The following is a 14,062-nucleotide window of genomic DNA, read 5'->3' on the forward strand; positions in this document are numbered from 1 at the left end:
CTTTGGTCCTCTTTAATCTTTTCTAAACAATCCAAACACACCGACCGTTTGCAGTATATTTGTAAATGCACCTGGGTCCACTTGTTTAATAACCCTCTCTAATTCGTACAACTCATAACGAGTAATAACAATCATTAACATTTCTTTATTTTCATTTGTATAAGCACCTGTTGCTGGTATAGTTGTAATCCCTCTCACTAAGCGAGAGTGAATCGCTTTTCGCACATCTGCCCCGTTCTTTGTAACAATTAATGCCGTAATCTTCACATGACGGGTATGAATCGCATCAATAATTCTCGTTGATACATACAAAGTGACTAAAGTATATAATGCCTTTTCCCATCCATATACGTAGCCAGCAGCGATAATGATAAGTGCATTAAAGAAGAAAAAATACGTGCCGACAGGCTTATCTTTTATTTTTGATAAAATCATAGCAATAATATCTAGACCACCTGTAGAAGCCCCCCACTTTAAAGCAACCCCTACCCCAATCGCTGAAATAATACCACCAAAAATCGCATTCAATATAATATCGTGCGAAACCGCTCTAACTGGGATAATTTCTAAAAACAAAGTCATAAATACAACACAAAGAAAACTAAAAAATGTAAAGGCCTTCCCAACCTTTTTCCACGCTAAAATAACGACAGGAATATTAAACAAACTAAACAATACCCCCGTAGATATATGAATAGATAAAAAGTCACCTAATATTTGTGACAATAATTGAGACAATCCAGCAAAACCACTCGCATACACTTTCGCTGGTGTTAAAAATAAATTCATCCCAATCGCATTTAATAAACCCGCAATAATTACAACGACTAACTTCTTAATAAGTTCAGTATAATTCAGCTTCAAATCCATTTCTAATCCACCTTTAGTATTCATGAATGCACCGCTATACATAGTCTTTACGAAAAAGGAAATGATAAACATACAACGTTTAGAAATGGAGTTGATACATATGCCACATACTAGCGATAACGACAAAAAAGCACGCGACAATAATGCAAAGCGCACTCAAAAAAATGAACAAGAGCAAAAAAATATTCAGCAAGGAAAACGTGCATATTCTAAGAAAACCGATCACCTTTGATTACATCGTACATCAACTTTAATGTTGATGTACTTTTTTTACATTTTACAGGGAAAAAACATTAAAAATTCACTTCATGTTCACTTCTATATTCTACAATAGCGATAACATATTCGGATGAGGTGTTAGCATGAAAGGAAAAAGTACATTCATTATCACTGCACTAATAAGTATATTAATACTATCTGCTTGCGGACAAAAAAATGACTCGGCCACAATCGCTACAACAACAAACTCAACCATTACGAAGAGCGATTTCGAAAAACAATTGAAAGATCGATACGGAAAAGACACGCTATACGAAATGGTAGCACAAGATGTTATTACTAAAAAATATAAAGTATCTGATGATGCAGTAGATAAAGAAGTAGAAAAAGCAAAAGATCAATACGGAGAACAATTCAAAGCAACACTAGAAAATAATCGTTTAAAAGATGAAGAAGATTTCAAAAATCAAATCAAATTCAAACTTGCATTGAATGAAGCGATTAAACAAAGCGTTACAGAAAAAGATGTGAAAGACCACTATAAACCAGAACTTAAAGCTAGTCACATTTTAGTAAGTAACGAAAATGAAGCGAAAGAGATAAAGAAGAAATTAGATACCGGCACTTCATTTGAAGAATTAGCAAAACAAGAATCTCAAGATTTAGCATCAAAAGATAATGGCGGAGACCTCGGATACTTCGGGGCAGGCAAAATGACACCTGAATTTGAAAAAGCTGCCTACAAATTAAAGCCCGGCCAAATTAGCAATCCCGTAAAATCACCAAACGGCTATCACATTATTAAACTAACTGATAAAAAAGATTTACAACCTTACGATAAAGTGAAAGACTCTATACGTAAAGACTTAGAAGAAGAACGTCTTGCCGACCCTTCCTTCGGTCAAAAATTATTACAAGATGAATTAAAAAAGGCAGATATTAAAATAAACGACAGTGACTTAAAAGATACATTTTCTCATCTTTTTGGGAAAGGGAACTAAAAAACAAGAGTGCAAACTTTTTAAACAGTATACATGATGGTAAATGAGATTATATAAGCATTGTTTAAAATATATCGATTTGCCGACCAAAATCGACAACATAAAGAAGTAGGCTGCTTGAGCAGCCTACTTCTTTTATTCTTTCATTAATACTTTCAGCTTTTTCTTCAGACTTTTATAATGCCAATTGATGTGATCTAGTTCTATCTCCATTTTAATCCGGTGCTTATACCTCTTTCTTTAAAAGATTATATGCATTTCACAATTAACCACGGATACCACAATACCTCTTCTGCCTCAATTTCTCCATCATCAATTAAATGGATAATCTGCTTTGCATCTTCATACTTATCAACAAGTGATAATTCATTTAATTTCTTACCAAAATCCTCTTGTAAATTGTTATGAATAAAAGAATAAAAATCATTGTTACTAAATCCACATATATCAAATCCTAATATTTCATCGTTTTCAACATCAACAGGTAATGAACTTTCGAGAAAGTTATATATAGAAACTTTAAAGTCATTTTCTTCTCGCTCATTTATTAAAAAATCCGTCCGATACTCTTCTGAAAGATGCAAACTAATAATCTCTAAATTTTCTATCCCTTTTAAATAATTTCGCTTAAAGAATCTCGCATCTTCTAAATTTTTAAAAACATTCGGCCACGAGAACTTTTCTTCTTCCATTAGTGTATCTAAAAAAGATTGCCCACTTTCATGTTCCTCTTTACTAATCTTCAACCTTCCATTTATCATCTGAGCAATAGGATCATTTTTATTTGAATTACACCAAGGGAAAAACCAATAATCCGGAAATGTAGGCCGAATCTCATTACATATCGTTAAAATCGTTTGTGATAGTCCCTCAATATTGCATTCTTTATAGATAAGTTCCCTATCGTAGGAAATTATGAGGTATCCAGCGTTATAAAATTTCATATGCATATCTCCTTTTCAAAGGGTTACTAAACATTCATTACAAATGTGGAATTCTCATACTTCCGGTTAGCTATACAGTTTCTACTTTACGGATGCTCTCTAGTTTCTTTATACTCATCAATAATATATCCTGAATAAGCAGTAGCCTGCCTCTCATATCCAATTCTCGTTAGTTTTATATCATTAATCCATTGGAAATAATGCGTTAGCTCATGCGCAATAGTAACCAGACAGCACCCTAAAGCGTTATCTTTTCCATTTTTTTGCACCGTATCATAATAATCCCCTGTCGAAATACGAATATACGGCTCAACATTTCGATCAAACGGCCCAAAGAAAGTACCATAGACTAGCTCTCCATCCATTGCCTTTATTTTATATGAAGTTTTCACATAAATAGGTACTCTAATTGGGAAAAAGTATTCTTGGCGCAGCCATTTACAAAATTCCTTAATGGCTCTTCTTACTTCAGGATCAATATCTGTATCAAATTTCAATCGTAATCCAGTACGGTGACTCTCCTCTTCTAAATTATAATATTCTTCCCAATTCCTCAGCGTCCAAATATGCATATTATCAGCCTCATTACTTCATATTTCCTAAAGAAGGAAGGTTCATTTCGATTATTTGATTGGCTCCCCTAATTTTTCACCATTTTTAGTTTTAATACTAAAACTATCCTACCTTCTAAAAACTATAGAATAGTTAATCCTATAACTTTTTGATGTTATAACATACCTCTTCTATACCTTTTACATCCGCTTCAAATGATACTTCATACTCCCATTTTTCACTCTTTAAATCATTTTTAGAAAAAGTAAAGTATACGAAAAATCGATTTCTTTTGAGCTTCACTTTAAGCTCCATTTCCTCTTCATCGGCACTTAATATAACTTCCTTAATTTCTTTTCGTAGTAATGCTTCTAGTTTTTTACCAAATCCAATTATTTCACTCATCAAAAACATTGGCCCTTTATACTCATAATGGACATTATTTGAGGATACCGCTAAGAAATTCAGTTGTAAATCACGTAAATACAACTCATCATCATTTGGATACAAAGATCCAAATGATGCAATGGTTATCTGTTTTTCGCCCCCTAAAAATACCAGCTCAAATTCTTTTCTTCTTTCCACCATATGACCTTCTTCCATTGTTTATCCTTCTGCGAACAATACCTTAGAGTAATAGCCTCATATTCGTAACTTGCAATCACATTTCCTTCTCCATCTGTTTCGTATAGCGGATTACTTTGTATCAAAAAAGTGCATCCCAAAATTAAACTATTTGTTTAGATTTTGAGATACACCGAATCGACTTTACTTTTCTTTTTCAAAAATACCAGCTAAGAACAAACTAATTCCTAGAAAAATGAATATCAATATGTTAATTTTGCAACTCAAGAGCGACATATAGGAAGTAAAACTTATTAAAATGGCATATATTAGACTCACTACTAACACCGTTACCACTTTATATTGTCTTTTTTAACATAATCGCTAATACAACTGCAATTAAACCAACATTATATACACCCATATTTCCTACATTTTACAAACTTCTTCTACACTGTCATAGCATACATAATATGAAAATAACAGCTAAGACCATAAATAATAAGTGCAATCATTGTAATATACCACTTTCCCCCGCACTTCTTTACATACTGCATAAGCCCCCAAAGGCAAAGTAATATAACTGATTGAACTACTAAGATTTTTAATGTCCCCAATAGTGTAGCTATCATAGAATAGGTAATCCATATACTCAAAAATGAACGTATAACTATAACCGCAGCAGCGATTTTTTGATAATAAAATAGTTTTATACTACCCGCATAGTAATCTTGCAAAAGAATAACAGACGCTATTAAAATATTTAAAACAAGAATCACAATAAATTCCAAAACCGCTATCAATTCTTCAGTTCTCCTTCTTTAAATTTATTTACGCTTTCCTATCGCATTAGAAATACGCATTAACTTTGCTTTTGCAGAATTCTTCTTCGCTTTAGCTATACTCTCTAACCTCGCTCCTGGAAGCCTTCCAAAATGTTTTTTCGGATTTTTAGCCAATCGGGATACATTACGACCCACCTGTTTAAACGGGACAGTCACTCTTCCTTGGATAGTTTTCCCCAGAAGTCTTGCCCCCCTTTCATAGGAGTTATAAAACCTAAAACTCTCCCTACTCCTCCGAAAGCCAAATCACGTAAAGCACCTGTCCCTGTGGCTTTTAAAGCACCTTTCCAACTATATCCACTCTTCCTGTTTTTGTATAAATAAGAAGCTAATCCAAAACCAGCACCCATTGCTGCACTTGCAACCCACCATGGAGCATGCCCATCAGGATCCACCATCATCACCGGATTATTATCACCATACGTATACCCATTCATTGTAATCGGATCATCTTCATCACCTGGATCAGGATCCACCGATAAGAACACACCATGATCTGGATTATAATAACGTGCCATCAGATAATACGTGCCAATTTCTTTATCATACATGTATCCCGCATATCCAAATGGATTGTCTGCTGCGATACCTTTTACTTCACTCTTTAATACGTTACCCCACGAATCATATTCATACGTTGCGACAACTTCTCTATTTTGATCTGTCATCGCGACTACATCACCACGAGGGTTATAGTGGTAGTATACTGTTTGTCCTTGCGATTTCATGGCTAAGCGTGTACCACTTGTAGAATATACATATTGACGAAGTACAGTTCCACTTCCATCTGTTTCATACAATGGATTGATACTATCTCCATCATAGAAATAACGTGTTACTTGACCATTGACATTCTTTTCAATACGGCGATTATCCTCGTCATACTTATATGTTGCGAATGCATTGCTTTCCCCTTGTTTCGTAATCGCTACAATCTGGTCATCTTCATTCCATGTATACATGTACTTTCCGTCTGATGTACGATTTCCATTTGCATCATATGTTAACGATTCGTTTCCGAATTTCACGAGCTGATTTCCGTCATTAAACGTTGCGGCTATAGACTTTGCTTCTTTTCCATTCTCTACAACTTTCACACTCGTACGATTTCCAAATCAGTCATATGTGTAAGATTTACTTGTTCCGTTTGGTAATGTCTCGTTTAATAGTTGGTTAATCGGGTCATATATAAAGTTTGTTTCTGTTACTTTTCCGCCTGTACTTTCATGCTTTATCTTCGTACGGTTCCCCGCTTGATCATATTCATATCGTTCAGAAAGTAGAATACTGTTTGATGTACCTACTACTAAATCTTTAATCTTGTTCGCATGGTCATAGTTGAAGGTAGAACCTGAACCATTTCCAGCTGTATACGTACGAACATTTCCTTGATCGTCGTAATCAAATCGATACGTTTGAGAACCGTCTGTCACACGTATGTTTTGGTCTAACGTGTTGTAGTCATACGATACTTTATTTGTGTATCCACCTTGCGTTACTGTTTGTTCTTTTAATTTTTCTGTCTTACTGTTTGCTTTGTCGTGATATGCCCAGTCAACTTTTCCGCCTCGGCTATCCGTTGCACTTGTGGCGCGATCTGCCTTATCGTATGTTTTCGTACGTTCTACACCATTAACATGATCTTTTACTTTCGTAACTTGTCCATTCTCATCACGTTCGAATGTAAATGAATCTTTTCCATTTCGCTTTTCACCAATGAGGCGATCTGCTGAATCATAAACAGATTCTAAAATTGAGCCGTTTGGCATTTTTGTTTTAATCTTGTTTGCACTTTCATCATATGTGTGTTCAATACGACGATTTAACGCATCGACATACACTGTATTTTTATTATCTACATCATATTCATATTTGTGTGTTTGCGTTTTCCCACCAAACATGACAGATTTCTCTGTTGTATTTCCTTAAAAAAATAATCCCCTAACATTTTAAACATCAATAATAATAAATAATAACATGAATATTCAATTAATTTATCGTATTTTTTAGAAAATGGCAAAACAAAAAAGACCCATTCCCTAACAAACTAGAGAAAAATAGATCTTTTTCATTCACTTTATTTCTTAAAGTAAGTCCAACCTTCTTCTTGGTAAATCTTTTCTTCTTTCATCAGTTTACCAAGTGCACGCTTAAATGCAGCCTTACTCATATTGAAACGTTCTTTAATGTCTTCTGGGTTGCTCTTATCCCAAAACGGCATTGCTCCGCCTCGTTCTTCCATATATGCATAAAGTACTGCAGCATCATCTTCCATTCCTTCTTCTTTACGAGGAAGAAGTGAAATGTTGATTGTGCCGTCATCTTTCACGTCAATGATACGGCCTGTTACGCGCTCACCGATGCGGACTTGTTCTTTTCTTTCTGTATGGTGTAAGAAAGCACGGAAATGCTCGTCAGTTAGTATGAATGAACCAACTTGAAGTGAGCGATACACACGTCCATTTACGTTTTTATTACGCATAGATGGCGTTGCATCTACGATAATTTCTTGCATATCACTGTCTCTTGCCGGAAGAGCAATTAAACGATCACGATTCGTTAATTTTAACGTACAATATAATTCGTCGCCTTCCTCTGGCCATACTGGCATATAAATTGGGAACTCATCAAGTGGAATTAGTATATCTTTCGATACACCAATATCAACAAACACACCTAAACTAGGAATAACTTCTACAACCTTTACCCAATTCCAATCATGCGTTGTAATAAGTGGTTCCTTCATTGTTGCTGAAATACGATTTTGGTGATCAAGGTATAAGAATACATCAATCGTATCGCCTTCTGCAATTTCTCCAGCTAATTCGTTTTTATGTAGGAAGATTTCTTCCTCTTCGTTTCCAACCATATATCCGATTTCCGTTTCGCGTAAAACAGTTACCTGTTCAATCGATCCTAATTGCAAATACATATTTTTTAATTCCCTTCTATATATATAAAATTATCTTTTTTATCATTCCAAACAAAAGTTAATTATAACACGATTTTTCCTTTATTTGTCCAACTGCCCAAAATTCACTATAATTAAATAAAGACTGTATCTATAGGACTATATTCTCCTACGGATGATCCGTCAAAACACTTAAGTTGCAACACTCTATCTAATCGATGTATTTTCCGCTATACTTTAATATGTATATTACATAGCCTATTTAGGTGCATGAAAAGATAGAAATTTATTTGGAGGTGCTAACTATGGCAAAAGAGAGTTCTTTTGACATCGTTTCGAAAGTAGAATTACCTGAAGTAACAAACGCAATTAACATCGCATTAAAGGAAATCCAAAACCGATATGACTTTAAGGGTAGTAAAAGTGATATTAAATTAGAAAAAGAAGTACTTGTTTTAACTTCTGATGACGAGTTCAAATTAGACCAAGTAAAAGACGTTCTAATTTCTAAACTTGTAAAACGTAACGTTCCAATTAAAAACTTGGACTATGGAAAAGTTGAAACTGCATCTGGTAATACTGTTCGCCAACGTGCAACTCTGCAACAAGGTATCGATAAAGATAACGCGAAAAAAATCAACAACATCATTAAAGAAATGAAATTAAAAGTGAAAACACAAGTACAAGATGACCAAGTACGTGTAACAGCGAAAAGCCGTGATGACTTACAAGCAGTAATCGCAGCCGTTCGCAGCGTCGACTTACCAATCGACGTACAGTTCATTAACTACCGCTAAGAAAAAAAGATCCTCTATCTATACAGAGGATCTTTTCTTTTTAACCGCAATTAAAAAAGCAATAAATAATACGTTCACACCGACTATTAAGGAGATAAACAACCAATTCACACCTGTTTCTTCGCTAACTTTATACACATTCGACTCTTCGCGCTTTAAAACAAGATAAAACTTTCCGTTTTCTTCTCTTATAATTTCGTCTTCTAACAATCCTCTTAACTCTTGTTTTTCACCAATTGCACTTACAGGTAAGGAAATCTTTTTCGTCTCTTTCGTATTATTAATCGCTACTAGTGTTACTTCATCTTTATACTTTCGTTTTAATATACTCATTCCATCTTTATCATATAGAAGTTCAAACGTACCACGTCGTAAAGACGGTCTCGCTTGTCTAAGTTCACCTAGCTTCGTTATGTGCTGCATAAACTTTTCATCAGATTTGAAATCCATTAATCGTCTATTATCTGGAGCATCTCCCCCATCTAATGCGATTTCAGTTCCGTAATAAAAATTCGGTATCCCCGGGGATGTTAATAAGTAAGTGATCGCTAGTTTTAAACGAGACGGCGGGTAATACATATTTTCTTTTGCAATACGTGCAAATCGCTTTGTTTCTTGATTATCTAAAAACGTAGCGAATTCCTCTTCTTTTCCACTCACATCATATAAAGGTTTCACAGACATATCTGCTTTTGAAAATGACTCTACTATTTTTTTATAGTACTCATTATCTTCCTTTGTCATAATGTGAAAATCTTTCTTTACCTTCTGCAAATCCTTTTGCACTTCATCCCAAAAAGCACGCGGCTTTTTTTCACTATGTATCACATAACTTCCGTCTAAATCGACTTCTTTTATCCACCATTTCATCGAGTCTATTAATTGTTGTTCATTTTCTTCATACGGAAATTGAAAGACAACTTTCATTCCTTTTTTGTGAGCCTCATTTACAAGTTCTTTCACATCATTTTCTGTTCCGAAATGTTCATTTACTTTTTGAAAATTTCGAACGCTTAATCCGTCATACTTTTCACTTTCAAAAAGCGGCGAAAGCATAATAGTAGTAAATCCCATTTCTTTTATGTAGTCCAATCTTTTTATAATCCCACGTATATCTCCGCCCTGATACCCTTCTAAATTACCAACGTCTAACTGTTTGTCATTTTTCGATTCTCCGTTATTAAAGCGATCAATCATAATGGAATATATAACTTCATCTCGCCATTCCCTTTTTTCTTCCGCAAAAGTATGTACTGGTACAAACAAAATAACAGCTAAACAAAAACAAATGAATAGTTCCTTAGTCCATATTTTTTTCACACGCATCCCCCAAACTTCCAATTGTAAGAATATTATACCAATTTTTAGAGCAAATCGCATACGTTGATTTTATCCCCCAAAAATACATCATGTTAGGTTTTCTAACATCACCTAAAAAATTTTCTGAATTTTCAGTTGATTTTTCTTTTTATTTCGAATATGATATGAAACATAACATATATATGTTATTTTTTCTAACATCATAGGAGGAGAGAGAATGAATACGGGAGATACAGTTTTTATTTTTGTAACGACAGTAATGGTCATGTTGATGACACCAGGATTGGCACTTTTTTATGGGGGTATGGTTCGCAGTAAAAACGTACTCAGCACGACAATGCACAGTTATAGCGCAATGGCTATCGTTTCGATTCAATGGATTGTTATCGGTTATTCTTTATCATTCGGGCCAGATTGGCACGGACTTATCGGCAATCTCGATTGGTTCGGTCTAAACGGAGTTACCTACGTACCAAACCCAGACTACTCATCTACTATTCCTCACAATTTATTTATGATGTTCCAACTCATGTTCGCTATTTTAACTCCCGCTTTAATTTCAGGGGCATTCGCCGAAAGAATGCGATTTTCTGCCTTTCTTATTTTTATCCTTCTTTGGACAACAATCGTTTACAATCCTGTCGCTCATTGGGTATGGGGCGTTGGCGGATGGCTGAGAGAACTCGGCGCGTTAGACTTCGCTGGTGGTAATGTCGTTCATATCACATCTGGCGTTGCTGGTCTTGTATTAGCTATTTTTCTTGGAAAACGAAAAAACATAAGCGGCACCTCCCCTCATCATTTACCATTTACAATGTTAGGCGCAGGCTTACTCTGGTTCGGCTGGTTCGGTTTCAACGTCGGTAGTGCATTATCTTTAAATGACGTAGCTTTAACTGCATTTATTAATACAAATATAGCCGCCGCTGCCTCAGCTCTAACTTGGATGCTTTCTGAATGGTTCTTCCAATCAAAACCGACTGCGATGGGAGCTGCTTCCGGGGTTGTTTCTGGTTTAGTCGCAATTACGCCGGCTTGTGGATTCGTTACACCTTTCTCCGCTCTTCTTATCGGAGCAATTGGCGGTATATTATGCTTCGGAGCTGTCTTCTTCTTAAAAAACAAATTCGGATACGACGATACACTCGATGCATTTGGATGCCACGGCATTGGAGGAACTTGGGGCGGTATTGCAACTGGACTATTTGCTACTACTACTATAAATAGCGATGGCGCTAACGGATTATTTTACGGAAACGCATCTCTCCTTTTCAAACAACTTGTAGCAATCGGCGCAACATATGCATTCACAATCATAATGACGTACGCCATCATTAAAGCCATTAACTTCTTCCTCCCTGTTCGCGTCGATGAGCACGAAGAACAAATGGGGCTTGATATTTCGATGCACGGGGAGAAAGCTTATGAGTATACTGAGCGAGTGAACTAAAAAAAGAGAGGCAATCTATTGGTAGTAGATTGCCTCTCTTTTTATTGTACAGGGCGGCAGCATACCCCACCCAGTATTTACGTGAATATATCAGCGATTCTTTCAATATATCGATTTACCAATAAATTTCGACATAACGAAACCGAAAAATACCCCTGCATAAGTTACGAATCACCGTATTTACTTTTATTCAAACTTAATATAATAAGAAACGCAATCGCTATTACAGCTAAAAAGCGAACTGGATTAAACGGTGTTCCTACCGTTTCATTAAAACGATGATAAATGAAAGGGATCATTTCAAGAACCATTAGCCCCATCGCAATTTTAAATGTCTCAGCCATCGCTTTATTTTTTATAAACGTAGCACGTTCATCACCTTGTTTTCCAATCGCTATAAACATTTTTATAATAGCAAACACTACAAATAAAAAGACACTTAATGCAATAATAAAAATCAAAACATCCATCAAAATACACCCCTTATATGTAAAATCCATTTGACAAGAGTATAACATTTTTTACATTTGGTGTAAAATATCTTTTACATAAAAAGACGACCGAAAATTCTTCCAGTCGTCTTTTCCTATTTACTTCGGAACATTCCCTACATACTGCGTAATATCAACATTTAACGCCCCTGCTAAACGCATTCCGTAGTCATGATCTGCGCGGAAGAAGTTGCAAATAGCTAGTAATTTCGTTTGCTCATTTACGCCTTTTAAGTCGTTTGTTAAGTTCGCAATTAAGTTGTCTTGCTCTTCTTTAGAGAATGAACGGTAACGCTCACCCGCTTGCTTGAAATCATTTGGTTTGTCAATTTTTTCACGAGATACGTAGCCTTCTACTTTCATAGTTGAATCGCGGTAAGTTGGGTCCTCAACTGGATTTTCAGTATGACGGCTCGGTTCGTAGTTTATTGTAGATGGGTTTTGATCCACTTGCATCGCACCATCACGTTGTTGATTACGAACAGCTGCGTATGGGCAGTTTACAGGAATTTGTAAATAGTTTGCACCAAGGCGATAACGCTGCGTATCTGGGTAAGAGAATAAACGACCTTGTAATAATTTATCTTCAGATGGTTCAATACCATTTACAGTTGCACTTGGAGTAAACGCCGCTTGTTCTACTTCCGCAAAGAAGTTTTTCGGGTTACGATTTAACGTCATTGTCCCTACTTCAATTAATGGGAAACGATCTTCTGGCCATACTTTCGTCGGATCTAGTGGATCGAAATCTAAAGAATCCGTTTCTTCTAGTTGCATCACTTGTACGTGTAAATCCCATTTCGGATAGTTTCCTTTTTCGATTGCATCGAACAAGTCACGAGTTGCATGATTGAAGTCTTTCCCTTGCACTTCTTGCACTTCTTTCGCACTTAAATTACGTACACCTTGCTGTGGCTTCCAATGATATTTAATGTAAACAATTTTACCTTCCGCATTAATCCATTTAAATGAATGTACGCCGAATCCTTCCATTTCACGGTAGTTTGCCGGTGTACCATAATCAGAAAATACCCACGTCATCATATGTGTAGATTCTGGAGTTAACGTCATGAAATCCCAGTAACGATCTGGCGTTTGAACATTTGTATCAGGTGCTGGCTTTAAAGAATGCACCATGTCAGGGAATTTAATTGCGTCACGAATGAAGAAAACTGGTAAGTGGTTACCTACGATATCGTAGTTTCCTTCTTCTGTATAAAATTTAACAGCGAACCCACGCGGATCACGAGCTGTCTCTGGAGAACCTTGACCATGAATAACCGTTGAGAAACGAACGAATACAGGTGTTTCAGTTCCTTCATTTTGTAAAAACGCTGCTTTCGTATATTGCTGCATGCTGTTTTTCGTTACGAATACACCGTGAGCACCTGCACCACGCGCATGCACAACACGCTCAGGAATACGTTCACGATCAAAGTGAGCAAGTTTTTCTACTAAATGATAGTCTTCTAACAATACCGGTCCACGGCGACCAGCTGTACGAGAGTTTTGGTTATCTCCAACTGGAGCACCTTGGTTTGTTGTTAAGCGCTTATTTGGATTCATCAAGGGTGATCCTCCTCTTTCTTTCATAGTAATTATTATTTATTTAAAATTATTATAAACTAATTATTATTCGAAATTAAATCCTTGTCAACTATTTCCTTCATTTTTTTGGAAACAATTTCAGCTAAACAATCCATAAATACAGATTGTGAATTGGGCATATTTAGTCTAAAATATGCGGCATTTAATTCATCAGTTACAACTTTATCTTCATAATCGGTGTCATATAAAACTCCTAAATCGAGCAATGTGTTTTAAACCTAAGTAACAAACAAATTCATACTCTGTAAACATTTTATTCATTGAATCTGTTAATTTATGCGCCTGCTCTTTCGTTATTTTCCCAAGCGGTGAAATTCCACCAATTGCTTTATACCGTCCGGTTAAATTTTGAAGCGCTTCTTCAGACGGCTTACGCCCGTGATGAATGTGAGTATAATAAGCTTCTACATCATCTAATGACTCCGGCGTTCCATACGCCATTACAAGCAAACCTATTTTCTTCTTCGTCATCTATATAGCACCTCAATTT

13 protein-coding genes and 2 pseudogenes are annotated in these 14,062 nt (G+C 35.7%); 4 read left to right on the forward strand and 11 right to left on the reverse strand.

Features of this window, described 5'->3' with window-relative positions; all coding sequences use genetic code 11:
* Positions 1-12 precede the first annotated feature (12 nt).
* Positions 13-870 carry a YitT family protein gene (locus tag ABH955_RS13705; protein WP_002125914.1) on the reverse strand — a complete coding sequence of 286 codons (858 nt, stop codon included), beginning with the start codon at positions 868-870 and terminating at the stop codon, positions 13-15.
* A gap of 100 nt (positions 871-970) precedes the next feature.
* Between ABH955_RS13705 and ABH955_RS13710 the strand changes: the two genes are divergently transcribed.
* On the forward strand, positions 971-1,102 hold the full coding sequence (locus tag ABH955_RS13710; protein ID WP_001120851.1) for a DUF3941 domain-containing protein: 132 nt from the start codon (positions 971-973) through the stop codon (positions 1,100-1,102).
* A 130-nt stretch (positions 1,103-1,232) separates the two neighbouring features.
* The gene (gene prsA, locus ABH955_RS13715) at positions 1,233-2,090 is read left to right on the forward strand and encodes a peptidylprolyl isomerase PrsA (RefSeq protein ID WP_404491197.1); all 858 of its coding nucleotides are present in this window, start codon (positions 1,233-1,235) and stop codon (positions 2,088-2,090) included.
* Positions 2,091-2,338: 248 nt separating this feature from the next.
* Here prsA and ABH955_RS13720 read toward each other — a convergent pair whose 3' ends face one another.
* The 6 genes and pseudogenes from ABH955_RS13720 to ABH955_RS13745 all read right to left on the reverse strand — a co-directional run bounded on the left by ABH955_RS13720 (position 2,339) and on the right by ABH955_RS13745 (position 7,927).
* Positions 2,339-3,034, reverse strand: coding sequence for a hypothetical protein (locus ABH955_RS13720; RefSeq protein ID WP_404491199.1), 696 nt, complete (start codon positions 3,032-3,034; stop codon positions 2,339-2,341).
* A gap of 86 nt (positions 3,035-3,120) precedes the next feature.
* Positions 3,121-3,606 (reverse strand): hypothetical protein, encoded by a 486-nt coding sequence (locus ABH955_RS13725; RefSeq protein ID WP_404491201.1) that lies wholly within the window; start codon positions 3,604-3,606, stop codon positions 3,121-3,123.
* Between the two features lie 139 nt (positions 3,607-3,745).
* Positions 3,746-4,189 carry a hypothetical protein gene (locus ABH955_RS13730; RefSeq protein ID WP_404491203.1) on the reverse strand — a complete coding sequence of 148 codons (444 nt, stop codon included), beginning with the start codon at positions 4,187-4,189 and terminating at the stop codon, positions 3,746-3,748.
* Positions 4,190-4,599: 410 nt separating this feature from the next.
* Positions 4,600-4,953, reverse strand: coding sequence for a hypothetical protein (locus tag ABH955_RS13735; RefSeq protein ID WP_078184084.1), 354 nt, complete (start codon positions 4,951-4,953; stop codon positions 4,600-4,602).
* Between the two features lie 194 nt (positions 4,954-5,147).
* Positions 5,148-6,920 (reverse strand): annotated as a pseudogene (locus ABH955_RS13740) (RHS repeat domain-containing protein); the annotation flags it as partial.
* A 152-nt stretch (positions 6,921-7,072) separates the two neighbouring features.
* On the reverse strand, positions 7,073-7,927 hold the full coding sequence (locus ABH955_RS13745) for a CvfB family protein (protein ID WP_002149869.1): 855 nt from the start codon (positions 7,925-7,927) through the stop codon (positions 7,073-7,075).
* Between the two features lie 284 nt (positions 7,928-8,211).
* Here ABH955_RS13745 and ABH955_RS13750 point away from each other — a divergent pair, with 284 nt between their 5' ends.
* A complete protein-coding gene (locus tag ABH955_RS13750) occupies positions 8,212-8,703 on the forward strand; it encodes a YajQ family cyclic di-GMP-binding protein (protein WP_002030284.1) in 492 nt (163 codons plus the stop codon).
* 18 nt (positions 8,704-8,721) lie between these two features.
* Here the strand turns inward: ABH955_RS13750 and ABH955_RS13755 are convergent, their stop codons facing one another.
* A complete protein-coding gene (locus ABH955_RS13755) occupies positions 8,722-10,083 on the reverse strand; it encodes an alpha-amylase family glycosyl hydrolase (protein WP_404491204.1) in 1,362 nt (453 codons plus the stop codon).
* 157 nt (positions 10,084-10,240) lie between these two features.
* Here ABH955_RS13755 and ABH955_RS13760 point away from each other — a divergent pair, with 157 nt between their 5' ends.
* Positions 10,241-11,473: an ammonium transporter gene (locus ABH955_RS13760; RefSeq protein WP_404491206.1), complete on the forward strand. Its 1,233-nt coding sequence runs from the start codon at positions 10,241-10,243 to the stop codon at positions 11,471-11,473.
* Between the two features lie 164 nt (positions 11,474-11,637).
* On the opposite strand, the gene ABH955_RS13765 is transcribed toward ABH955_RS13760, so the two are convergent.
* The 3 genes and pseudogenes from ABH955_RS13765 to ABH955_RS13775 form a co-directional block, all read right to left on the reverse strand.
* Complete coding sequence (locus tag ABH955_RS13765; RefSeq protein WP_000382767.1) at positions 11,638-11,943, reverse strand: hypothetical protein; 306 nt, start codon at positions 11,941-11,943, stop codon at positions 11,638-11,640.
* A gap of 120 nt (positions 11,944-12,063) precedes the next feature.
* The gene (gene katB, locus ABH955_RS13770) at positions 12,064-13,530 is read right to left on the reverse strand and encodes a catalase KatB (protein WP_404491207.1); all 1,467 of its coding nucleotides are present in this window, start codon (positions 13,528-13,530) and stop codon (positions 12,064-12,066) included.
* 59 nt (positions 13,531-13,589) lie between these two features.
* A pseudogene (locus ABH955_RS13775) lies at positions 13,590-14,043 on the reverse strand (ferrochelatase).
* Positions 14,044-14,062 lie beyond the last annotated feature (19 nt).

This window comes from Bacillus sp. RC240 (genome assembly GCF_044907945.1).
GTDB classification, from domain to species: Bacteria; Bacillota; Bacilli; order Bacillales; family Bacillaceae_G; genus Bacillus_A; species Bacillus_A mycoides.

Coding starts and splice junctions, on each gene's coding strand:
- prsA (WP_404491197.1), top strand. CDS start 1,233: ATGAAAGGAAAAAGTACATTCATTATCACTGCACTAATAAGTATATTA.
- ABH955_RS13765 (WP_000382767.1), bottom strand. CDS start 11,943: ATGGATGTTTTGATTTTTATTATTGCATTAAGTGTCTTTTTATTTGTA.
- ABH955_RS13755 (WP_404491204.1), bottom strand. CDS start 10,083: ATGCGATTTGCTCTAAAAATTGGTATAATATTCTTACAATTGGAAGTT.
- ABH955_RS13710 (WP_001120851.1), top strand. CDS start 971: ATGCCACATACTAGCGATAACGACAAAAAAGCACGCGACAATAATGCA.
- katB (WP_404491207.1), bottom strand. CDS start 13,530: ATGAATCCAAATAAGCGCTTAACAACAAACCAAGGTGCTCCAGTTGGA.
- ABH955_RS13730 (WP_404491203.1), bottom strand. CDS start 4,189: ATGGAAGAAGGTCATATGGTGGAAAGAAGAAAAGAATTTGAGCTGGTA.
- ABH955_RS13725 (WP_404491201.1), bottom strand. CDS start 3,606: ATGCATATTTGGACGCTGAGGAATTGGGAAGAATATTATAATTTAGAA.
- ABH955_RS13750 (WP_002030284.1), top strand. CDS start 8,212: ATGGCAAAAGAGAGTTCTTTTGACATCGTTTCGAAAGTAGAATTACCT.
- ABH955_RS13760 (WP_404491206.1), top strand. CDS start 10,241: ATGAATACGGGAGATACAGTTTTTATTTTTGTAACGACAGTAATGGTC.
- ABH955_RS13705 (WP_002125914.1), bottom strand. CDS start 870: ATGGATTTGAAGCTGAATTATACTGAACTTATTAAGAAGTTAGTCGTT.
- ABH955_RS13745 (WP_002149869.1), bottom strand. CDS start 7,927: ATGTATTTGCAATTAGGATCGATTGAACAGGTAACTGTTTTACGCGAA.
- ABH955_RS13720 (WP_404491199.1), bottom strand. CDS start 3,034: ATGAAATTTTATAACGCTGGATACCTCATAATTTCCTACGATAGGGAA.